The sequence below is a fragment of the Variovorax sp. P1_G12 genome (genome assembly GCF_056405555.1).
Map to the genome: position 1 here is coordinate 174245 of NZ_JBFUBW010000005.1, position 21126 is coordinate 195370.

Genomic DNA, 21126 nt, shown 5'->3' on the forward strand with positions numbered 1-21126 from the left:
GAATTCAGCGCTTGATCGCCAGGTCCGGGTCTTCCTGCGCCCGGGCGCTGGCGCGGTTCGAACGCGCGCTCAAGTCGGGCGCCAGGGACTCCCGGCCATCGAACACGAAGCACTCGCCGTGGTAGTGCGCACCGCCGACCTGCTCGAAGTACTTGAGGATCCCGCCTTCGAGTTGCAGCACGTCGGCGACGCCTTCCTCGCGCATCAGGATCGCGGCCTTCTCGCAGCGGATGCCGCCGGTGCAGAAGCTCACGACCGTCTTGCCGGCGAACGCTTGCGCATGTCGGGTCAGCGCCTTCGGGAATTCGGTGAACTTGCTGATCCGCCAGTCGATCGCGCCATCGAACGTGCCGTGATCGACCTCGAAGGCATTTCGCGTGTCGAGCAGCGCGATCGGCTTGCCGGCATCGTCGTGCCCCTGGTCGAGCCAGCGCTTCAGGGTCGGCGCATCCACGCCCGGCGCGCGGCCCGCGGCCGGCTGGATCGCGGGATGGTCCATCCGGATGATCTCGCGCTTCCGCTTGACCAGCATGCGCCGGAACGGCTGCGCCTGCGACCAGCTCTCCTTGGCCTCCAGATCGGCGAAGCGCGGATCGGCGCGCAGTTCGCCCAGGAACGCCCGGACGTGGTCCTTTTCCCCTGCGAGAAACAGGTTGATGCCCTCGGGCGCGAGCAGGATGGTGCCCTTGAGCGCCAGCGCATGGGTGCGGGCACGCAAGTGCTCGCGCAGGTCGGCGCCGTCGTCGATGCCGACGAACTTGTAAGCCGCGATATTCAGTATTTCTTGCACGGGAGGCGATTGTAGGGATGCCCGCATCACATCGTGGAGGCGGCGTTTTCTACAATGACCGGATGTTCGTTCACCTGCGCCTGCACACCGAGTTTTCCGTCGTCGACGGTACCAACCGCATCGATGAAGTCGTCAAGGCCGCGGCCGCCGACGGCCAGCCTTCGCTGGCGATCACCGACCTCAACAATCTCTTCGGCGCCGTCAAGTTCTACAAGGAGGCGCGCGGCAAGGGCGTCAAGCCGGTGCTCGGCACCGAGGTCTTCGTCGAAGGCCTGGGCGCCGAGCCCGGCGCCCTCACGCGCATCGTGCTGCTGGTGCAGAACAAGGAAGGCTACCTGAACCTGTCCGAGCTGCTGGCGCGCGCCTGGACCCAGAACGTCGGCCGAGGCCAGTCCCAGGCCGCCTGCAAGCTGGCCTGGCTCGAAGAATTGCAGGGCGGGCTGATCGCGCTCTCGGGCGCGCAGGCCGGACCGCTCGGCGCGCCGCTGCTGCAAGGCCAGGAGGAGCGCGCCGCGGAGATCGCGCTGCAGCTCGCCGGCCTGTTCCCGCATCGCTTCTACATCGAGCTCCAGCGCGCCGGACGGCCCGAGGACGAGCCGCACGTGATCGCGGCCGTGAAGCTCGCCGCCCGCCTGCGCTTGCCCGTGGTCGCGACGCATCCGGTGCAGTTCGCCACCGCCGACGACTACGAGGCGCACGAGGCGCGCGTCTGCATCTCCGAGGGCGAGATCCTCGGCAACCCGCGCCGGGTGCGCAAGTTCACGCGCGAGCAGTACTTCAAGTCGTCGGCCGAGATGGCCGCGCTCTTCGCCGATGTGCCGAGCGCGCTCGCCAACACGGTCGAGATCGCCAAGCGCTGCAACCTCACGCTGGTGCTCGGCAAGCCGCAGCTGCCGAACTTCCCGACGCCCAACGGCATGCCGATCGAGGAGTATTTCCGCGTCGCCTCCTTCGAAGGGCTGGAACAGCGCCTCGCCCACCTGTACCCCGAGGCCGCGAAGCGCGATGCCGAGCGGCCACGCTACGTCGAGCGGCTGGAGTTCGAGATCAACACGATCTTGAAGATGGGTTTCCCGGGCTACTTCCTGATCGTCGGCGACTTCATCAACTGGGCCAAGAAGAACGGCTGCCCGGTCGGCCCGGGACGGGGTTCGGGCGCCGGTTCGCTGGTCGCCTATGCGCTCAAGATCACCGACCTCGACCCGCTCGAATACAAGCTGCTGTTCGAACGTTTCCTGAACCCCGAGCGGGTCTCGATGCCCGACTTCGACATCGACTTCTGCCAGGGCAACCGCGACCGCGTCATCGACTACGTCAAGGACAAGTACGGTCGCGACGCGGTGAGCCAGATCGCCACCTTCGGCACCATGGCCGCACGCGCCGCGATCCGCGACGTCGGCCGCGTGCTCGACATGAGCTACATGTTCTGCGACGGCATCAGCAAGCTGATCCCGAACAAGCCGGGCAAGCCGGTGACGATCCAGTACCCGCCCGCGGACCTGTCGGAGGCCGACCGCGAAAAGTACGCGATCGCGGCCGAGCCGCAGCTCGCGGCCCGGATCGAGAAGGAGGAAGAAGTCCGCATGCTGGTCGAGCTGGCGCAGAAGCTCGAAGGCATGACGCGCAACATCGGCATGCACGCCGGCGGCGTGCTGATCGCGCCGGGCAAGCTCACCGACTTCTGCCCGCTCTACCAGCAGCCGGGCAGCGACTCGGCCGTGAGCCAGTACGACAAGGACGACGTCGAGGCGGTCGGCCTGGTGAAGTTCGACTTTCTGGGCCTGGCCACGCTGACGATCCTGGAGATCGCCAAGGACTTCATCGTCGCGCGCCACAAGGGCCAGGAGAACTTCGCCTTCGAGAACATTCCGCTCAACGACGTGCCCACGTACAAGCTCTTTTCCGAGGGCAAGACCGAGGCCGTGTTCCAGTTCGAATCGCGCGGCATGCAGGGCATGCTGAAGGACGCGCGGCCGACCCGGCTCGAGGATCTGATCGCGCTCAACGCGCTGTACCGGCCCGGCCCGATGGACCTGATCCCGAGCTTCGTGGCGCGCAAGCACGGGCGCGAGCCGGTCGAGTATCCGCATCCGCTGGTGGCCGACATGCTCTCCGAGACCTACGGCATCATGGTCTACCAGGAGCAGGTGATGCAGACCGCGCAGATCCTGGGCGGCTACTCGCTCGGCGGCGCCGACCTGCTGCGCCGCGCGATGGGCAAGAAGAAGGCCGAGGAGATGGCCGAGCACCGCGAGATCTTCCGCAAAGGTGCCGCCAAGAACGACATCGACCAGAAGAAGGCCGACGAGATCTTCGACCTGATGGAGAAGTTCGCGGGCTACGGCTTCAACAAGTCGCACGCGGCGGCCTACTCGCTGCTGGCGTACCACACCGGCTGGCTCAAGGTCCACTACACGGCCGAGTTCTTCTGCGCCAACATGACCGTCGAAATGGACGACACCGACAAGCTCAAGGTGCTGTTCGAGGACGCGCAGAAGAACTTCGGCATCACCTTCGAGCCGCCGGACGTGAACCGCGGCAACTACCGCTTCGAGCCGGTCAACGACAAGGTCATCCGCTATGGCCTCGGTGCCGTCAAGGGCACGGGGCAACTGGCGGTCGAAGCGATCGTCAAGGCGCGCGAGGAGGGCGGCCCGTTCACGAGCCTGTTCGACTTCTGCGTCCGGGTGGATCGCCAGCGCATCAACAAGCGCACGGTCGAGGCGCTGATCAAGGCCGGCGCCTTCGATTCGCTGCAGCAGAACCGGGCCTCGCTGATCGCCTCGGTCGACCGGGCCTTCGAGTTCGCCAGTGCGACCCAGGCGAACGCGGCGCAGGTCGACATCTTCGGCGACAGCGAGCACGGCTCGGCGACGCAGGAGCCCGACATGATCGACGCCACGCCCTGGGGCGTGAAGGAGCGCCTGACCTACGAGAAGACCGCGGTCGGCTTCTACCTGTCGGGGCACCTGTTCGACGAGGTCGCGCACGAGGTGCGGCGCTTCTGCAAGCGCGAGATCGACGACCTGCTCGACAGCCGCGACCAACAGGTGATCGCGGGCATCGTGAGCGACTTCCGCATGATCAACGGCCAGCGCGGCCGGCTCGCCATCTTCAAGCTCGACGACAAGTCGGGCGCCATCGATGCGACGGCCGACGATGCGCTGTTCAACGCCAACCGCAACGTGCTCAAGGACGACGAACTGGTGATCGTGAGCGGACGCCTGCAGCCGGGCCGCGGCGGCTTCGAGGCCCGCTTCCAGGTCCAGCAGGTGTGGGACCTGGCGACGGCGCGCTGCCGCTTCGGCAAGTTCCTGCGCGTGGCGGTCAACGGCAAGGCGCCCGACATCGCGCGGCTGGTGAAGGATTTTCCGCCGCGCACCGAGCAGAGCGAGCATGGCGAACTGCTGCAGGGGCTGGGCGTGCGCCTGTCGCTGGCACGCGGCGGAGCGCAGGTCGAGCTGCAACTGGGCGAGCGGGCGAAGTTCTTTCCGACCGATGCGGCACTGGCGAGCTGGACGGCGCAGGCCGAGGCGGGCAAGGCGTCGGTGGTCTACGAATAGCGCCACAGCGGCCGCCCCCATGATTGCGCTGGACCGGGAGCTGTTCCTGCTGCTGAACGCGGATGCGGGCGATCGGAGGTGGCTGGTCGAGGCGGGGTACTTCCTGTCCGTCCACGCCCATTGGCTGTTGCTGGCGCTCCTGGCGGGTCTGGCGATTCATCGATGGCGGCCCCTGGTCAGGCCCGTCGTGGCCGCCGTCCTGGCGATCCTGCTGGGCAGCCTGGCTTGCGAACTCATCGGACTGGCATGGGATCGGCCGCGGCCCTTCGAGAGCGGCCTGGGCTACCAGCACCTGGCGCACGGTCCGAGCCCGTCGTTTCCGAGCAGCCACGCCACCGCCTACGGTGCCTTGGCGTTCTCGTTTCTGCTCGTGCCGCGCTACCGGTCGGTGGGCGGCCTCCTGCTTGCGCTCGCCGGCCTCGTGGGCATTTCACGGGTGGTCGTCGGCGTGCACTACCCGCTGGACATCGCGATCGGCATGGCGATCGGATGCCTTTCGGCGATCGCCGCGCACGCCTTGATCGATCGGCTGGCCGGGCCGCGGATCGTGCCGTCTGCCTGAGTCCTCAGGACTTCGGCCTTAGCGCCACGATCAGCCGCGGCGGCACGCTGCCGTCGATGTCGCGTGGCAGTTTTTCGGTCTTCTGCAAGGCGCGAAGGGCGGCCTCGTCCCAGGCTGGAAGTCCGCTGGACTTGACCAGTACCGGCGTGCCGACGATGGTGCCGTCGGGTGCCAGCCGGACATCGAACTCGGCGACTGGATTGCCGCTCACAAGGTCTACGCCGGGGAAGACGACATTGGGTCGTACGGCTGCGTTGACCTTGCCACCGTAGCTGCCCGACGGGCCCGAGGACTTCGCCGCGGCGCCTTCGCCGCCCGAGCCCGCCATCGCCTGCATGCGCTTGAGCGTGGCCGAGCGGTCGGCCGCGGCCTGGGCCGCCTGCTTGGCCTCGGCTTCCTTCTTTTTCGCGGCTTCGGCCTGCTTGGCCTCGGCCTCCTGCTTGCGCTTCTGCTCGGCCAGCTTCTTCTGTTCTTCCTTCTTGCGCTCGGCCTCGTCCTCGGCGCGCTCGCGGGCCTCGGCCTCGCGCTTTTCCTGCGCCGCCTTCTTCGCCGCTTCGAGCTTCTTCTGCTGCTGGGCCTGCTGTTCGAGCTCGCGCTCGCGTTCCTTCTGCTCCTTCAGCTTCTTCTCGCGTTCGAGCGCGATGTCGGGCTGCTTGGGAACCGGCGTCGGTTCCGGTGGCCGTACCGCCTGGGGTGGAGGTGGAGGCGGTGGGGGCGGCGGCGGTGCCGGCGTGGGGGTCGGGGCCGGCGGTACGGGCACCGGCGCCACGGCGCGCGGTGCGGCCTGCTGGATGGTCGAGGACCACAGCTCGGCCTCGACCGCGTCGTTCTCGGCCTCGCGCCGCCAGTTCACGCCCCAGGTCAGCGCCGCGATCAGCAGGGCATGGGCGATCAGCGCCAGCGCCACGGCGCGCGGGGTGCCGCGCTGCGGCGGTGGCGCGAATTCGGGACGGTCGGCGGCCAGCGACATCACTTCGCGCCGGTGGTCTGGACCGAGAGGCCGACGCGCTCGATGCCGCTGCGCTTCAACTGGTTCATCGCCTTCACCACGGTCTCGTACTTGACGGTCTTGTCGGCGCTGATGACCACCGGCCGGTCGGCGTCGCCGCCCTGGGCGGTCTTGGCGGCCGCGCCGATCTGCGTCATCGGGATCGAGCTGCCGCCGGTGCCGGTGGACGAATCCTTCTTGATCTGCACTTCGTCATCGCTCTTGATCACGATCTCGATCGGGCGGTCGGGCTGCTTGTTGGCCTTGTCGACGGTGGGCAGGTTGATGACGCTCGGCGTGATCAGCGGCGCCGTGACCATGAAGATGATCAGCAGCACCAGCATCACGTCGATGAACGGGACCATGTTGATCTCGTTGATCGTGCGGCGGCCGCGGCCGCGGGAGGACATGGCGGGCATGGTGCGGTGCTCCGTTCAGCGGCCGCCGGCCGGGGTCACCGTGGCCGGGTTCACGTGGGCCGTCAGGTTGCGCTGCAGGATGTTCGAGAACTCCTCGATGAAGGTCTCGAGCGCGATCGCGATCTTGTCGATCTCGCGCGCGAAGCGGTTGTAGGCGACCACCGCGGGGATCGCCGCGAACAGGCCGATCGCGGTGGCGACCAGCGCTTCGGCGATGCCGGGTGCCACGGTCGAGAGCGTTACCTGGGCCAGCGCGGCCAGGCCGGTGAAGGCGTGCATGATCCCCCAGACCGTGCCGAACAGGCCGACATAGGGAGAGACGGAGCCGACCGTCGCCAGGAAGGACAGGTTCTGCTCGACCGCATCGAGTTCGCGCTGGTAGCTGGCCCGCATCGCGCGGCGTGCACCGTCGAGCAGGGTGGCGGCATCCGAGACGTGGCGTTCGCGCAGCTTCTGGTATTCGCGCATGCCGGAGGCGAAGATGCGCTCCATCGGGCCGGCGAACTTGGCGTTCTGCGCGGCCGAGGAGAACAGCTCGTTCAGGCTGGTGCCGGACCAGAAGTCGCGTTCGAAGTCATCGTTCAACGAGCGCGTGCGCTTGAGCGCGAAGTACTTGCGGAAGATCGCTGCCCAGCTGGCAACGGAAACCAGGATCAGCAGCAGCACCACGAGCTGCACCGGCAGGCTGGCGTGGATCAGGAGGGAGAGGATCGACAGGTCTTGTTGATTCATGGCTTGAGAGGTTGAGACATGGAACCGGCGAAGTGCTCGAGGGTTCCCGAAACTTGGCGCGGGATGCGCGCAGGACGCAAGCTGGCCGCATCGACCCAGCCGATGCGAATCGTGCCCTCGCACAACAGGGCGGGACCGGCCGCCACGTCGCTTGCGGATTGCTCTGAATTTGATAGCACGCGCTGGGCGATTATCAGTGACGCCGAGCCGATCTGGCGCAGCTCGGCTGTAACCAGCAGTTCGTCGTCGAGCCGGGCGGGGCGGTGGTACTTGAGCTGGGTCTCGCTGACCACGAAAATGCCGCCGGTGTCCTCGCGCAGCTGGCGCTGCGCAATGCCCATCGAGCGCAGCCACTCGGTGCGGGCGCGCTCCATGAACTTGAGGTAGTTGGCATAGAACACGATGCCGCCGGCATCGGTGTCCTCCCAGTAGACGCGGATCGGCAGCGCGAAGCTCATCGGCGCACCTTCGTGCTTCGCACTGCGGTGCCAGCGTGCTTGGGGCGGCGCGGCGCTGCGCTCATGCAGGGACCGCGGCGCCGGCCCAGGCGCGCAGGCGGGCGATCGATTCCTCGAGGTGTGCCATCGAGCTGGCGGTCGAGAAACGGATGAAGCGCCCGGTCTCGGCGGCACCGAAGTCGCGGCCCGGCGTGACCGCGACATGGGCCTGCTTCATGGCCTCGAAGGCGAAATCCCAGCTGCCCGAGATGCCGAGCTTCCCGGCGAACGAGGAACAGTCGGCCCAGGCGTAGAAGGCGCCATCGGGCATCACCGGCACCTCGAGGCCGAGCGCCTGGAGCTGCGGGATGAACCAGTCGCGGCGCGCCTTGAACTCGGCCCGCCGGCGTTCGTATTCGGCAATGCTGTCGGTTTCGAAGCAGGCGAGCGCCGCGTACTGCGACACCGTGCTGGCGCAGATGAAGAGGTTCTGCGCCAGGCGCTCCACGGCCGGCACCAGTGCATCCGGCACCACCAGCCAGCCGAGGCGCCAGCCGGTCATGTTGAAGTACTTGCTGAAGCTGTTGATGCTGATCACCTGGTCGTCGATCGCCAGCGCCGTCTGGCCGAAGGCATCGTCGTACGACAGGCCGAGATAGATCTCGTCGATCAGCGTGATGCCGCCGCGCGCGCTCACGACCTCGTGGATGCGGCGCAGTTCGTCGGGCGCGATCGAGGTGCCGGTCGGGTTCGACGGCGAGGCCAGCAGCACGCCGCGGGTGCGTTCGGTCCATGCGGCCTCGACCTTGGCGGCGCTGAGTTGGAAGCGCTCGGCCGCGGTGGTCGGCACCAGCACGGCACGGCCGTCGGCCGCGGTCACGAAGTGGCGGTTGCAGGGATAGCTCGGGTCCGGCAGCAGCATCTCGTCGCCGGCCTCGATCAGGGCCAGGCAGGCGAGTTGCAGGGCCGCCGAGGCGCCGGCCGTGATCACGATGCGGCGCGCCGGCACGTCCACCTTGAAGCGCTCGGCGTACCAGCCGCTGATGCGCTCGCGCAAGTGATCGAGGCCGGTGGCCTGCGTGTACTGCGTGGCGCCGGCGCGCACCGCGCGCGCGGCCGCTTCCTGCACCAGCGGCGGCGCGGTGAAGTCGGGCTCGCCGATGTTCAGGAAGATCATCGGCCGGTCGGTGTGCGCGACCTCGCGCGCGAGCTTCGAGGCCGCCTTGGCCACTTCCATCACGTAGAAGGGCTCGATGCGCTCAGCGCGGCTCGAAATCCTCATGGCTTGGCCTTGCCGGTCAATCGGTCGGCCTCGACCTCGTCGCGGCGCAATTGGGGGGCGAGGCCATTGAGCACCGCGTTGACATACTTGTGGCCGTCGGTGCCGCCGAATTCCTTGGTCAGCTCGATGCACTCGTTGAGCACCACGCGCCAGGGCACGTCGAGGCAATTCTGGAACTCGTAGACGCCGATCCACATCACGGCATGCTCGACGGGCGAGATCTCCTCGAGCTTGCGGTCGAGCAGCGGCACGATCAGCGCGTCGAGTTCGGCCGCGCCTTCGATCGAGCCGTGCAGCAGCGCGTCGTAGTGCGCCGCGTCGGCCTTGTGGAAGCCGGCCAGGTCGCGCGTGAACTGGTCGATGGACGCCGCATCGTTGCGACCCACGAGGTGCTGGTAGAGCGCCTGCAGCGCGAACTCGCGCGCCCGGCTGCGGTTCGACTTGGCGGAGGCCTTGCGGGCCCCCGTGCTGGTGAGCCCGGTGCGGGTCTGGCGCGGCTTGCCGCTGGATGCTTTGGTGTCGTCGGTCATGAAAGGGTGGCGAGCAGCCGCGCCATCTCGACCGCCACGCGCGCGGCGTCGCGGCCCTTGTCGGTCTGTCGCGCCACGGCCTGTTCGAGGTTTTCGGTGGTGAGGATCGCGTTCGCGATCGGGATGCGGTAGTCCAGCGCCAGCCGGCTCACGCTGGCGCCGGATTCGTTGGCCACCAGCTCGAAGTGGTAGGTCTCGCCGCGGATGATGCAGCCGAGCGCGACCAGCGCGTGGTAGCGCTGGCGCTCGGCCAGCGCCTGCAGGGCCACCGGGACTTCGAGCGCGCCCGGCACGCTCAGGTGCTCGATGTCGGCCTCGGCGACGCCGAGCGCCGCCAGCTCGGCGCGGCAGGCCGTAGCCAGCGCATCCGTGATGTCTTCGTTGAAGCGCGCCTGCACGATCCCGATGCGCAGTCCCTTGCCGTCGAGCGCGACGTCGGCGCCCTTGTTCGCGTGTTGCATCAGCTCTCGTCTTTCGTGATGTAGCCGGCGATTTCAAGACCGTACCCGGCGGCCATGCTCGGCATGCGGCGCGGCGTGCCAAGGAGGTTCATCTTGTGGACCCCGCACTCGCGCAGGATCTGGGCGCCGATGCCGTAGCTGCGCAGGTCCATGCGGCCGCGCTCCGGCGCCTGCGCCGGGCGTGCGGTGCCGTCGAATTGCGACAGCAGCTCGGCGCCGGTCTCGCCGCAGTTCAGCAGCACGGCCACGCCCTGGCCCTGGCCGGCGATATGGGCCAGGCTGGCGTCGAGGCTCCACGAATGCAGGCCGCGATTGACTTCGAGCGCGTCGAGCACCGAGAGCGGCTCGTGCACGCGCACGTCCACCGTGTCGCCGGCATTCCACTTGCCGCGCACCAGCGCCAGGTGCACGCCGCGGCTGGGCTTGTCCTTGAACGCATGCGCCGTGAACGGGCCCCAGGCGGTCTGGATCTCGCGGCAGCCGACCTTCTCGATCAGCGTTTCGGTGTGGCTGCGGTGTTCGATCAGGGCCGCGATGGTGCCGATCTTGATGTCGTGCTCGGCCGCGAAGAGCTGCAGGTCGGGCAGGCGCGCCATGGTGCCGTCCTCGTTCATCACCTCGCAGATCACCGAAGCCGGCGAGCAGCCGGCCATGGCCGCGAGATCGCAACCCGCCTCGGTATGGCCGGCGCGCATCAGCACGCCGCCGTCGACCGCCTGCAGCGGGAAGATGTGGCCGGGCTGGACCAGGTCGGAGGCGACCGCGTCGGGCGCCACCGCCGCCTGCACCGTGCGCGAGCGGTCGGCCGCCGAGATGCCGGTGGTCACGCCTTCGGCGGCCTCGATCGAGACCGTGAAGGCGGTCGAATGTTTGGCGCCGTTGCGCGCCACCATCGGCGGCAGTTGCAGCCGCTCGCACATCTCGCGCGACAAGGTGAGGCAGATCAGGCCGCGCGCATGGCGCGCCATGAAGTTGATCGCCTCGGGCGTCACGTGGTCGGCGGCGAGCACGATGTCGCCCTCGTTTTCGCGGTCTTCCTCGTCGACCAGGATCACCATCCGGCCGGCGCGCAGCTCGGCCACGATCTCCTCGACCGGGGAAATGGGCGCGGGCGCACGGCCGCTGCGCGGGGCGCCGATCGGCGTGACGGAGGCGTTCATGGGGTGCTGTCTTTCTGGGGTGGTTGGATGACGCCGGCCTGGAGCATGCGCTCCACGTAGCGGGCGACGGTGTCGATTTCGAGGTTGACCCGGCTGCCGGGCTTCAGGCCGCCGAGTGCGGTGTTTTCCACCGTGTGCGGAATCAGGTTGATGCTGACTTCGCTGCCGTCCGGGCCGTCGCTGACGCTGTTGACCGTCAGGCTCACGCCGTTGACGGTGATCGAGCCCTTGTAGGCGAGGAAGCGGGCCAGCGCGGGCGGCGCGAGCACGCGCAGTTCCCAGCTCTCGCCGACGGCCGCGAAGCGATTCACGATGCCGATGCCGTCGACATGGCCCGAGACGATGTGGCCGCCCAGGCGGTCGCTGGCGCGCAGCGCCTTCTCCAGATTCACGCGCGTCGCGGGATCGGACAGGCCGGCCGTCTTGTCCAGCGATTCGGCGGAAATGTCGATGGTGAACTGCTTTTGGGCTGGATCGAGCGTGGTGACGGTCATGCAGGCGCCGTTGAGCGCGATGCTGTCGCCGAGCCCCACGTCGTCCAGATAGCCGTCGGGCACCGCAATGCTGAGCCGCTTGCCGTGGGATGAAGAGCTGCCGAGGTCGTGGACGGCGGCGATGCGCCCCACGCCGGTAATGATTCCGGTGAACATGAGCGCATTTTCGCAGAGATGCGGGTCGGTCTTTCGACGCGGTCCTAAAAGTGATCCCGGCCGGCGACCCGGGCGACGATCCGGAGATCGGGTCCGATGGCCTCGAAGGACTGGAATTCGAGCGCCAGCGCGGCGCCGAGCGATGTCAGGGCGCCGCCCGCATGGGGGTGGCTGGCGATGCCCAGGCCGTCGCCGATGAACTTCGGCGCCAGGTAGATCAGCAGTTCGTCGACCAGGCCTTCGCGCATCAGCGAGCCATTGAGCTTGTGGCCGGCCTCGACGTGAAGCTCGTTGACTTCTCGCCGGGCGAGGTCGCCGAGCAGCGCCGGGAGGTCGACCTTGCCGGCGGCATCGGCCAGGCAGTGCACGGTGGCACCGCGCGCCTCGAGCGCGCGGGCCCTGTCGTCGTTGCGCGCGGCCGCGTAGATCCAGACCGGACGATCCTGGATGTCGAAGAGGCGCGCGTCGGGCGGCGTCTGCAGGCGGCTGTCGACGATCACCAGGGGCGGCTGGCGTACGGTGTCGACCCCGCGCACGTCGAGCCGGGGGTTGTCCTCGATCACCGTGCCCACGCCGGTCAGGATGGCGCCGGCGCGGGCCCGCCAGGCGTGGCCGTCGGCGCGCGCCGCCTCGGCGGTGATCCACTGGCTGCTGCCGTTTTCGAGCGCGGTCCTGCCGTCGAGCGATGCCGCCGCCTTGAGGCGAACCCAGGGGGTGTGGCGGATCATGCGGCTGAGGAATCCGATGTTGAGTGCGCGCGCCGCTTCGGCCTGGGGTCCGATCTCGACCTCGACGCCGGCGGCGCGCAGGCGCTCGAAGCCCTGGCCCGACACCAGCGGGTTCGGGTCGGCGATCGAGGCGACGACCTTGGCGATGCCGGCCTCGACCAGTGCGTCGCAGCAAGGGCCGGTGCGGCCGTGGTGGGCACAGGGCTCGAGTGTCACGAAGGCGGTCGCGCCAGTCGTCGATTCGCCGCGCGCCGCTGCATCGCGCAGCGCCATCACTTCGGCGTGCGGGCCGCCGGTGCGCTGCGTCTGGCCGCTGCCGACGATGCGGCCGTCGGCCGCCAGGATGACGCAGCCGACCGCGGGATTCGGCGGCGCCGTGGTGCTGGCCGCGCGGGCCAGCGAGAGGGCGAGGCGCATGGCCTCGTCGGCGGACAGCGGCAGGGTTGGGGAGGGCGTCGGGATCATGCTCGGGTGGGGCTTCAGCGGTTCCAGCACTCCGCCTTGAGTTCGTCCGAAGCGTCGGGAACGGCGAGCCCCCGCACACCGGCCTGGTCGAGCGTGTAGCCGCCGCACCGGTCGGCGGCCTGGGCGCCCTGGGGACGTGCGGTCAAAGTGTAGCCGCTGCCTTGGGCGTCCGCGGGCTCGAAGCCGATCCGATAGGCGCCCGAGGGCACGCGCTGGAGGGTTTCCGGAAAGGCGGCGGCGTCCGCCGGATAGAGGCCCGTGGCCGTCGCGACGCGTTCGAGCCAGTGAGCCGCCTGCAGCAGCCCGGCGCGGGCCTCGGCGCGCAGGCTGCGCTTCAGGTAGGCCTGGTAGGCCGGCAGCGCGACCGCCGCCAGGACGGCGATCAGCGCCACGACCATCAGCACCTCGGTCAGCGTGAAGCCGCGCGGACGCCGGGCAGTCATTGCAGCTGGCGCCAACTCGGGCGCAGCAGGATGCTGTCCAGCTGCTGCACGGGCGGCGCCACCGGCATGCCGGGCGCGGATACCGCCGTCTCCAGCTTGCCGTTGCGGATGCCCACGCTCAGGCCGGCCTCCACGCGCGAGGGCTGGCCGCTGCTCGTGCGCGGCAGGTGGGCGTAGAGCGTCGACCGGGGGGCCGAGCCATTGAGGATGTCGAGGGTGGTGCGGTAGCGGCGAGCGGGCGGCGGCGGGAAATCGGTGTCGGCGCTCGCGCTGACCGCCGGCACCTGGCTCCAGACATCGATCAGGTCGCCCTCGAACCAGTCCGGGTTCTGCAGCACCCGCTCGCCGGGCAGCGGCAGATCGAGGAACCAGCCTCGCCGTGCTTCGCTGCCGGTGTAGGGGACCGGATGGGAGGAGAGGGTGCCCGCGCCTTGGGCGGCGTCCAGTTGCACGGTCTGGGCTGCCAGGCGGCTTCGGCCGTCGGTGACCGCGCCCTGGCCCGCTCCGAATTCCAGCGACGCCTCGCCCGCAGGTCGCGCCGCTGCGCTGCGGCGCAGGATCGGCGTATCGTCATGGATGCCGTAGATCGTCTGCACCTGGCGCTCCGAGCCGTCGCCGGGCCCGCTTCGGCGGCCGGTCCCGAAGGCGATCTGCAGGCCGCCCTGGGGGTGGGGCTTCCAGACCGGCGCCGTGGTGATCGGCTGGTGCGCGGCCGCCGCCGATGCGTCGCGGGCCACGAACAGCGCAACGCCGCCGAAGGCCGTCTTCCAGCCGCGGGCGGCGGTCGAACGAAGGTCGAATTTCCACAGGTTGCCGAGCAGATCGCCCGCATAGGCGACGTCGGCCGTGCCGTTGCCGTCGAGATCGATCAGACGCGGCATGGCGAGCCCGTTGTCCCCGGCCGGGGAGGCGGTGATCTTGAGCAATTCCCGGTCGCGGTCGAGGTACTGGATCAGCAGCACCGCCTTGCGGTGGGCGCTGCGGGGGCCATTGCCGATGACCAGGGCCCAGCGACCGTCGTTCAGCTGGGTGATCTGCCGGCTGATCGAGGGATCGCCGGGTTCGGTCACGGGCTCGCCCAGGATCTCGCCGATGTCTTCGTCCATGGTGTCGGTGCCCGTGCGGTCCAGGACCACCCATCGGGCGGCCCCGGCCCTGTCGAACGCAGCCGGGTCGCTGACGTCGAGGACGAAGTAGCCCTTGCCCCCGGCGCCGAGAAAGCCCGCAAGGTAGGTTCGCCAGAGACCGGGATCGCCGCTGCCCGGGCCACCGAGGTACAGATCGCCGGCCAGCGGCGAGCCATCGACGAAGGGCTGGGGTCGGTCGTCCGGCCGTGTGAGTTGCGCCAGTCGGCCGTGCAGGCCATCGGGCACGTACGCGATTCTTTCCTCGCCGGTGGCGGCGTCGAAGCCGTGCAGCATGCCGTCGTTGGCGCCGACATAGAGCATCGATGGCCGCTGGCTCAGGGCGCGGCGGAAGCCCGCATGCGCTTCCATTGCATGGGCGGCCGGCGGTGGCCCCGCCTGGTGCCACAGCTTCGAATGCACGATGGCGCCATGCCGGGAGGTGCGGCGGCGCAGGGGCCCGCCCGGTGTGCCGCCCTGTTCCTTGCTGCGGTCTCCGCGCAGGTAGGCCAGGCGATCCTTCGCCATCGCCTCGTCCGCGGCAGCGGGAGCGCCGCCGTCGCCGAGGGCCATGAGTGCCGTCCGCTGCGCCTCGGACAGCGCGGCCCATTCCCAGGCGATGCCGGTCGCCGGCGCTCCGCCGCCCGGACTTCGGGCCGAGAGCACGACGCGCGATGCGGGCCAGTCGCTGCCGCGGGCATCCATCAGGGAGGCCGTGGAGCGCGGGCGTACCGGCCGGGCCGCGCCGGCGTCGCTGGCCGGGGTCGCGGGCATGACGCCCCACAACCCGGCCGTATCGAGGGTCGCGCTCCCGGACCGGAGTCGGTAGCCGGTGATCGATCCGGTCCAGCCGGGCGGGTCGAAGGCGGCCACGAACAACGCGGCCTCGTGGCGGCTCGAACGCGCACTGGCGGCCAGCGAGCTGACCTGCGCGGTCGCCCGCAGCCCTTCCGGCTGCGCGTCGAGCACCTGGGCCGGCAAGACGCAGGCCTGGATCGCCGCGGCGAATCCGCCGGCCTGCACTGCGAATTTCCATCTCATGGTTCAGGACCTCGTCTTCTTGCGCACCAGCGTGCTCTGGATCGCCGCCTGGGTCGTCGGCTTGCGCCCGTTCGCCACCACGGTGATCCGGTAAATGAAGGGCAGGGCGGCGTCGGGCGTGAAACGCTCGGCGGCGCCGCCCGCAGTCGCCGCCGCCGTGTCGCAGGGCAGCAACTCGACCCAGTACCAGCCGGGCGGCCGGGAGACCGCGACCTTCTTCATGCGCTCCAGCGCGATGCGGTCGGTCCAGAAGCGCGGCGGCACCTGGTCGGGGATGCAGATGCCCGCTGCGCACGAGGGACTGCGCTGGCCGAGCAGGTCCTGCAGCGCGAACAGCTCGGCAGGGCTGCCGGGATAGTGGCGCGCGTCGTTCGAAGCATCGGGCATGCCGGCCCCTTCGCCCAGGATGTCGGACTCGGCGTCGCGCAGGATTTCCTGCGCAGCCTCGAAGGCGCGCTGGAAATCGCCGTCGTTGCCGGTCGCCGCCTCGTCCAGCAGCGCAGTGCGGGAGGCCGTGAGCACCAGCATCGTGACCAGCAGGACGGTGACCATCATCACCAGCAGAGAGAAGCCGCGCTGTGGTGGCCATGCGGAGAGCGTCGCGTGCATGCCGCCTTCCTACCGGGTGCGCAGACGGAAGAGGTTGCGAAAGACCAGGTGCGTGCGGCCGGCACGCGGCTTGTCGGCATCGTCGCAGCCGCGGTAGTCCTTGGTTGCGCCCGCGCTGATCTCGCTGCCCCGCAGATCCAGGCAGACCTCGATGGCGGTGACTGCGGCCCACAGCTTGGCGCGCTGGACGGCGCCCGCATCCATGACCTGGATGCCGCTGCCGGTATCGACCCGGTAGCCGAGCTGGAAGTCCGCGACGTTGCCGATCACCGGTTGCAGGCCTTTGGCGCTGCGGCACATCAACTGTCCCTTGGCGTCGAGCGAGAAGGTGGCGCTGATCAGGTTCTCGGTTTCGACGTTGGCGCCGATGCAGTCGTACTGGGCCCAGATCCTCGGAGAGCCGCTGGCCGCAGGCCAGCGGGCGCGCGTGGCGGCCACCGAGACGCTGTCGCTGGCGCCGTCCGCGCCTTCGGTGCCGGAAATCACCGCCACGGCGTCCCCGGTCCCGGCGGCGTCGGGCGCGAAGGCGTACAGCCCGGTGGTTTCGTCGCGCACGGGCTCCAGCGAGCCGGCCTGGCGCAGTTGCTGGCCGATGACGTGCAGCGCATACGAGCCCTGCTGCTGCAACTGGCCCAGTTCGCTGACGCTGGCGGCCGCGCCGCGCGCCAGCAGCAGCGTTCCGAAAGCGGTTGCGATCACCAGCAGGCCGATCGCCATGCCCGCGAGCAGTTCGATCAGGCTCAGGCCCTGTTGCCGATGGCGCAGGCCAGGGTGAGCATCAGGGGTGGACATGGGCCAAATGACACAGGAGGCCGGCGGGACAACGCACACCGGCGGCCAGGCCGTCAACCCGGAAAGGCGCGTCGAGCGCCGGGTCGGACGGGCCATTCGCGTTGGCGTGCCAGGCGACCATCACGCCCAGTTGCCGCGGGCTGTCGCTCATCTCGAACACCACGCTGCGGCCCCGGGGCAGTGCGTTCGCGACCGCCTGCTTCCAGCGGGCGATGTCCCAGCGCGCGAGCGCTGTCGGTTCGCAGGCGGCCGTGCGGCAATCCGGGTGCGAAGGAGGTGGCAGGTCCCAGTGCGCTGCTTCGGCCGGCAGCGGGTGCATGTGCCCGGGATGGGTGCGAACGCGCTCGGCGAGATCCTCGATCAGGCGGATGGCCTGCGTCCGGTGGACGCTGGTCCGGGCATCGGCCAGGGCGCGCAGCTGCACACCGAGCAAGCCGAAGGCGATCAGCACGAGGAGGGTGAGCGACACCAGGGATTCGAGCAGCGTGATGCCGCGCTGCTCGCGGAACCGGCCAGCGTGCTTCAGCATTTTTCGGTCCCCTGGAGGGTCTGGAGCCGGCCGGCGGAGGACATGCACAGCACCCGCGCGGCGGTGCGGTCGGTGCTGCCCGGGGGCCTCAGCGTGAACCTGAAGGCGCCCAGGTTGTGGAAGCGGCCCCATCGGTTCAGGTTCAGGTAGGTCGAGGGACTGGGCACGCTCACCGTCACCTCGACGCCGCGCAACGGTGGCCAGGCCTGGATCAGCGCCTCGCCCGGATCGCCGTCGTCGTGGCCGTCCGCGAAGACCATCCAGCCGCAGCTCCAGTCCTGGTCGTTTCGGGGCGCGCATCCGCTGGCCGATGCCCGGCGCAGGGTGACGCGGCCGCCGCGCCGCAGCGCTTCCGACCGCGCGACATGGATCGCGGACCGGAGGTCTTCTTCGGCGCTGCGCAGCCGATAGCGCTCAAGGGTCCGGCCGAAGCCCGGCATCGCGAGCCCGGCAAGGATCGCGACGATCGCGAGCACCACCAGCAGCTCGACCAGCGTGAAGCCGGCCAGGGGCGTATCGGGCAGCGAAAGCTGAAGTGAGACGGCGCGGGGCATGACGCTTCGAATGCTAGAAGCGCCAGCACCTCCGCGTGGCTTCCGACGGCTCGCCGGCCCGGTCTTCGGGCCAGGCGGTCGGACGGCGGCCGGGAACGACGATTCGCGACAAAGTTGGCAGCAATCCAAACGCGCCCGGCGGGCTCAAGGCCCGGCGCGGCGCCGGGCCGCCGGCACGGCTCAGATATCCCTGAGCAACTGCCTGAATTCGTCGACGTCCTCGAAACTCCGGTACACCGACGCGAAGCGCACGTAGGCCACCTTGTCGAGCCGCTTGAGTTCCCGCATCACCAGTTCGCCGACCTTGGTCGATTCGATCTCGCGCAGCCCGCTGGACAGCAGTTTCTGCTCGATGCGCAGCAGCGCGTTGTCGATCTGCTCGATGCTCACCGGCCGCTTGCGCAGCGCCAGCATCATCGAGGCGCGCACCTTGGCGGTGTTGAAGTCGGCGCGGCTGCCGTCCTTCTTGACCACGACCGGGAAGTTGACGTCCGGCCGCTCATAGGTGGTGAAGCGCTTGTCGCAGGCGCCGCATTGGCGCCGGCGCCGCACGAAGTCGCCGTCTTCCGACACCCGGGTCTCGACGACCTGGGTTTCGAGGTGACCGCAGAAGGGGCACTTCATGCAGGGCGGCTCGTGTTCAGGCGTAAACCGGGAAGCGACTGGTCAGCGCATGCACCTTGGCGCGCACCGCGTCGATGTTCGCCGCATCGCGCGGGTTCTCGAGCACGTCGGCGATCAGGTTGGCGGTGGCGCGCGCTTCCTCGTCCTTGAAACCGCGGGTGGTCATCGCCGGCGTGCCGATGCGCACGCCGCTGGTGACCATCGGCTTCTCGGGGTCGTTCGGGATCGCGTTCTTGTTGATCGTCATGTGGGCCGCGCCCAGCACCGCCTCGGCTTCCTTGCCGGTGATGCCCTTGGCACGCAGGTCGACCAGCATCAAGTGGCTCTCGGTGCGGCCGCTGACGATGCGCAGGCCGCGCTCGGTCAGCGTCTCGGCGACGATCTGCGCGTTCTTGACCACCTGCTGCTGGTAAGCCTTGAATTCCGGCGACAGCGCTTCCTTGAAGGCCACGGCCTTGGCCGCGATCACGTGCATCAGCGGGCCGCCCTGTAGGCCCGGGAAGATGGCGCTGTTGATCGCCTTCTCGTGCTGCGACTTCATCAGGATGATGCCGCCGCGCGGGCCGCGCAGGCTCTTGTGGGTGGTGGAGGTCACCACGTCCGCGTGCGGAACCGGGTTGGGGTAGACGCCTGCGGCCACGAGTCCCGCGTAGTGCGCGATGTCGACCATGAAGATCGCGCCGACGTCCTTGGCCACCTTGGCGAAGCGCTCGAAGTCGATGCGCAGCGAATAGGCCGAGGCGCCCGCGATGATGAGCTTGGGCATCGCATCGCGCGCCTTGCGCTCCATCGCGTCGTAGTCGATCTCTTCCTTGGCGTCCAGGCCGTAGCTCACCACGTTGAACCATTTGCCGCTCATGTTGAGCGGCATGCCGTGGGTCAGGTGGCCGCCTTCGGCCAGGCTCATGCCCATGATGGTGTCGCCGGGCTTCAGGAAGGCCAGCATCACGGCTTCGTTGGCCGAGGCGCCGCAGTGCGGCTGCACGTTGGCGGCATCGGCGCCGAACAGCTGCTTGACGCGGTCGATGGCCAGTTGCTCGGCCACGTCGACGTGCTCGCAGCCGCCGTAGTAGCGGCGGCCGGGGTAGCCCTCGGCGTATTTGTTGGTGAGCTGCGAGCCCTGGGCGGCCATGACGGCCGGCGAGGCGTAGTTCTCGCTCGCGATCAGCTCGATGTGATGTTCCTGTCGGGCGTTCTCGGCCTGGATGGCAGCCCAGATTTCAGGATCGGTCTGTTCGACCAGGATGTTGCGGTGGTACATGGCAGTCCTTCAAGACAATGGTCCTTGTTCTTCAACCAAACAAGGGCTGCCCAGGCGAACGGCTGAACACCTGCCACGAAGACCGCAGGCGGCACGCTTCCCAGTGGTAGTCCACGTCAGCGCAATGCACCTGAAAAGGGTTGCGCCTATCGCCAGTCGCGTGCCGGCCGAGTGTAGCCGACAGCGAGAACCGCCGCGGCCAAAGACCTAGGAATCCCCCAGCAGGGCCACTTGCGGATCGGGTTCGACGCGCTTCGGTGCCGGCGGCACGACCACCTGGACCGGGTTGGCCCGCAGCGTCGGCGGCGTGGCCGCCGGGGTGCGGCCGGCCGCGACCTGCCGCAGCCGCTCGTGCTCGGCCAGCACCTTGCCCGCATAGCCGCCGTCGTCCGCCAGGTTGGCGGCGCCGACGTAGTAGCGCAGGCCGCCTTCGAGGGAGCCGGCGCGGGCGATGCATTCCTGCAGCACCTTCACGCCCACGCGCATGTTGGTCACGGGGTCGAAGGCGGTCAAGGTGCCGCCGGCGCTTTCGTACTTCTCGCCATGGACGCGGGTCATGACCTGCATCAGGCCCTGTGCGCCCACCTGGCTCTGGGCGAAGGGGTTGAAGCTGGATTCGACCGCCATGATCGCGAGGATCAAGGTCGGGTCGAGCTTGGTTTTCTTGCCGAGCTCGAAGGCTTCGGCCACCAGGGCGCTCAGCGGCTCGGCCGCCACGCGGTATTTCTTGCTCAACCAGTAGGCGACGGCGGCCTGCTGCTTCGGCAGCACGTGCGGGCTGGCCGCGGTGGTGCGCTCGATCGCGGTGGGTTCGAGGTCGGTGGCTTCGGGCACGGGCTTGCGCGACTGCAGCCAGCCCATCAGCTGTTCCTCGCCGGTCTGGCGCAGGTCCGGGCGGGCAGCCAGCGCCAGCACTGCGAACACGGTCGCCAGCCCCAGCAGGGCGAAGCTGTTGTGGGTGATTTCGAAGAAGCCGTCGACCACGTCGGACACGAAGGTCCGTAGCCCGCGGGCTGTGGCATCTAACGCTTGTTGCATCGCTCTTCCTTTCTGTGCGGCACCCGTTCGCAACGTCAAGGGGACGAAAGCAGAAAGGGGAGCGGCGCTTGGATTGGTACGAATCAGGTCCGCGCGAAATGGGGAGAGAGCGCGGCCGCCTGATCAAGCCGGCAGATGCCGGCAGCGGATTCGGAGAGCCCGGCCGCCTTGCGATCCGGGAAAGGTTGGCATTCTAGGAGTGGCTAAATACCCGGTCAAGAATAACGACTTGGCTTGTTATTCTAATTTCGATGTAAAAAGATGTATGAAATAGTACGCGAATCGGCGCGGCAAGTTTCATTGAAAACGCGATTTGCAAACCCTTCGCGCAGCGCTTAGGCTGA

22 protein-coding genes and 1 riboswitch are annotated in these 21126 nt (G+C 68.9%); of the genes, 2 read left to right on the forward strand and 20 right to left on the reverse strand.

The window, feature by feature from the left end:
* Window positions 1–4: 4 nt before the first annotated feature.
* A complete protein-coding gene (locus tag AC1D2O_RS07855; protein ID WP_478093274.1) occupies window positions 5–790 on the reverse strand; it encodes a sulfurtransferase in 786 nt (261 codons plus the stop codon).
* Window positions 791–852: 62 nt separating this feature from the next.
* Here AC1D2O_RS07855 and dnaE point away from each other — a divergent pair, with 62 nt between their 5' ends.
* Window positions 853–4353: a DNA polymerase III subunit alpha gene (gene dnaE, locus AC1D2O_RS07860; protein WP_478156658.1), complete on the forward strand. Its 3501-nt coding sequence runs from the start codon at window positions 853–855 to the stop codon at window positions 4351–4353.
* A 19-nt stretch (window positions 4354–4372) separates the two neighbouring features.
* Window positions 4373–4915 (forward strand): phosphatase PAP2 family protein, encoded by a 543-nt coding sequence (locus AC1D2O_RS07865; protein WP_478091325.1) that lies wholly within the window; start codon window positions 4373–4375, stop codon window positions 4913–4915.
* Window positions 4916–4919: 4 nt separating this feature from the next.
* Here the strand turns inward: AC1D2O_RS07865 and tolA are convergent, their stop codons facing one another.
* From tolA to AC1D2O_RS07960, 19 genes are all read right to left on the reverse strand, one after another.
* Complete coding sequence (gene tolA, locus AC1D2O_RS07870; protein WP_478156660.1) at window positions 4920–5885, reverse strand: cell envelope integrity protein TolA; 966 nt, start codon at window positions 5883–5885, stop codon at window positions 4920–4922.
* Window positions 5885–6322, reverse strand: a complete 438-nt coding sequence (locus tag AC1D2O_RS07875; RefSeq protein WP_478091327.1) for an ExbD/TolR family protein — start codon at window positions 6320–6322, stop codon at window positions 5885–5887. Before AC1D2O_RS07875 ends, tolA begins: the two co-directional genes overlap by 1 nt.
* A 15-nt stretch (window positions 6323–6337) precedes the next feature.
* Entirely contained in the window at window positions 6338–7054 is a 717-nt protein-coding gene (tolQ, locus tag AC1D2O_RS07880) for a protein TolQ (RefSeq protein WP_478091329.1), read from the reverse strand.
* Window positions 7051–7512, reverse strand: coding sequence for a tol-pal system-associated acyl-CoA thioesterase (gene ybgC, locus AC1D2O_RS07885; protein WP_478091331.1), 462 nt, complete (start codon window positions 7510–7512; stop codon window positions 7051–7053). Before ybgC ends, tolQ begins: the two co-directional genes overlap by 4 nt.
* A 61-nt stretch (window positions 7513–7573) precedes the next feature.
* Window positions 7574–8773, reverse strand: a complete 1200-nt coding sequence (locus AC1D2O_RS07890) for a pyridoxal phosphate-dependent aminotransferase (RefSeq protein ID WP_478156662.1) — start codon at window positions 8771–8773, stop codon at window positions 7574–7576.
* Window positions 8770–9303, reverse strand: a complete 534-nt coding sequence (gene nusB / locus AC1D2O_RS07895; protein WP_478091334.1) for a transcription antitermination factor NusB — start codon at window positions 9301–9303, stop codon at window positions 8770–8772. The genes AC1D2O_RS07890 and nusB overlap by 4 nt, the downstream gene beginning before the upstream one ends.
* Window positions 9300–9764 (reverse strand): 6,7-dimethyl-8-ribityllumazine synthase, encoded by a 465-nt coding sequence (gene ribH, locus AC1D2O_RS07900; protein WP_478091335.1) that lies wholly within the window; start codon window positions 9762–9764, stop codon window positions 9300–9302. Before ribH ends, nusB begins: the two co-directional genes overlap by 4 nt.
* Entirely contained in the window at window positions 9764–10924 is a 1161-nt protein-coding gene (ribBA, locus tag AC1D2O_RS07905; protein WP_478091337.1) for a bifunctional 3,4-dihydroxy-2-butanone-4-phosphate synthase/GTP cyclohydrolase II, read from the reverse strand. Before ribBA ends, ribH begins: the two co-directional genes overlap by 1 nt.
* The gene (locus AC1D2O_RS07910) at window positions 10921–11574 is read right to left on the reverse strand and encodes a riboflavin synthase (protein WP_478091338.1); all 654 of its coding nucleotides are present in this window, start codon (window positions 11572–11574) and stop codon (window positions 10921–10923) included. The genes ribBA and AC1D2O_RS07910 overlap by 4 nt, the downstream gene beginning before the upstream one ends.
* Before the next feature lie 44 nt (window positions 11575–11618).
* On the reverse strand, window positions 11619–12767 hold the full coding sequence (gene ribD / locus AC1D2O_RS07915; protein ID WP_478156664.1) for a bifunctional diaminohydroxyphosphoribosylaminopyrimidine deaminase/5-amino-6-(5-phosphoribosylamino)uracil reductase RibD: 1149 nt from the start codon (window positions 12765–12767) through the stop codon (window positions 11619–11621).
* A gap of 14 nt (window positions 12768–12781) precedes the next feature.
* Window positions 12782–13210 (reverse strand): type IV pilin protein, encoded by a 429-nt coding sequence (locus AC1D2O_RS07920; protein WP_478090301.1) that lies wholly within the window; start codon window positions 13208–13210, stop codon window positions 12782–12784.
* Window positions 13207–15375, reverse strand: coding sequence for a pilus assembly protein (locus tag AC1D2O_RS07925; RefSeq protein ID WP_478156666.1), 2169 nt, complete (start codon window positions 15373–15375; stop codon window positions 13207–13209). Before AC1D2O_RS07925 ends, AC1D2O_RS07920 begins: the two co-directional genes overlap by 4 nt.
* A gap of 3 nt (window positions 15376–15378) precedes the next feature.
* Complete coding sequence (locus AC1D2O_RS07930; RefSeq protein WP_478090299.1) at window positions 15379–15984, reverse strand: pilus assembly PilX family protein; 606 nt, start codon at window positions 15982–15984, stop codon at window positions 15379–15381.
* Window positions 15985–15993: 9 nt separating this feature from the next.
* On the reverse strand, window positions 15994–16776 hold the full coding sequence (locus AC1D2O_RS07935; protein ID WP_478090298.1) for a PilW family protein: 783 nt from the start codon (window positions 16774–16776) through the stop codon (window positions 15994–15996).
* Window positions 16763–17305 (reverse strand): type IV pilus modification protein PilV, encoded by a 543-nt coding sequence (locus tag AC1D2O_RS07940; protein ID WP_478090297.1) that lies wholly within the window; start codon window positions 17303–17305, stop codon window positions 16763–16765. The genes AC1D2O_RS07935 and AC1D2O_RS07940 overlap by 14 nt, the downstream gene beginning before the upstream one ends.
* Entirely contained in the window at window positions 17299–17859 is a 561-nt protein-coding gene (locus AC1D2O_RS07945; protein ID WP_478090296.1) for a GspH/FimT family pseudopilin, read from the reverse strand. The genes AC1D2O_RS07940 and AC1D2O_RS07945 overlap by 7 nt, the downstream gene beginning before the upstream one ends.
* Window positions 17860–18039: 180 nt before the next feature.
* Window positions 18040–18483, reverse strand: a complete 444-nt coding sequence (gene nrdR, locus AC1D2O_RS07950; RefSeq protein ID WP_442282704.1) for a transcriptional regulator NrdR — start codon at window positions 18481–18483, stop codon at window positions 18040–18042.
* 16 nt (window positions 18484–18499) lie between these two features.
* Entirely contained in the window at window positions 18500–19744 is a 1245-nt protein-coding gene (gene glyA / locus AC1D2O_RS07955) for a serine hydroxymethyltransferase (protein WP_478090295.1), read from the reverse strand.
* A gap of 41 nt (window positions 19745–19785) precedes the next feature.
* Window positions 19786–19914, reverse strand: a riboswitch (ZMP/ZTP riboswitch).
* 37 nt (window positions 19915–19951) lie between these two features.
* On the reverse strand, window positions 19952–20782 hold the full coding sequence (locus AC1D2O_RS07960; RefSeq protein ID WP_478090294.1) for a lytic transglycosylase domain-containing protein: 831 nt from the start codon (window positions 20780–20782) through the stop codon (window positions 19952–19954).
* Window positions 20783–21126 lie beyond the last annotated feature (344 nt).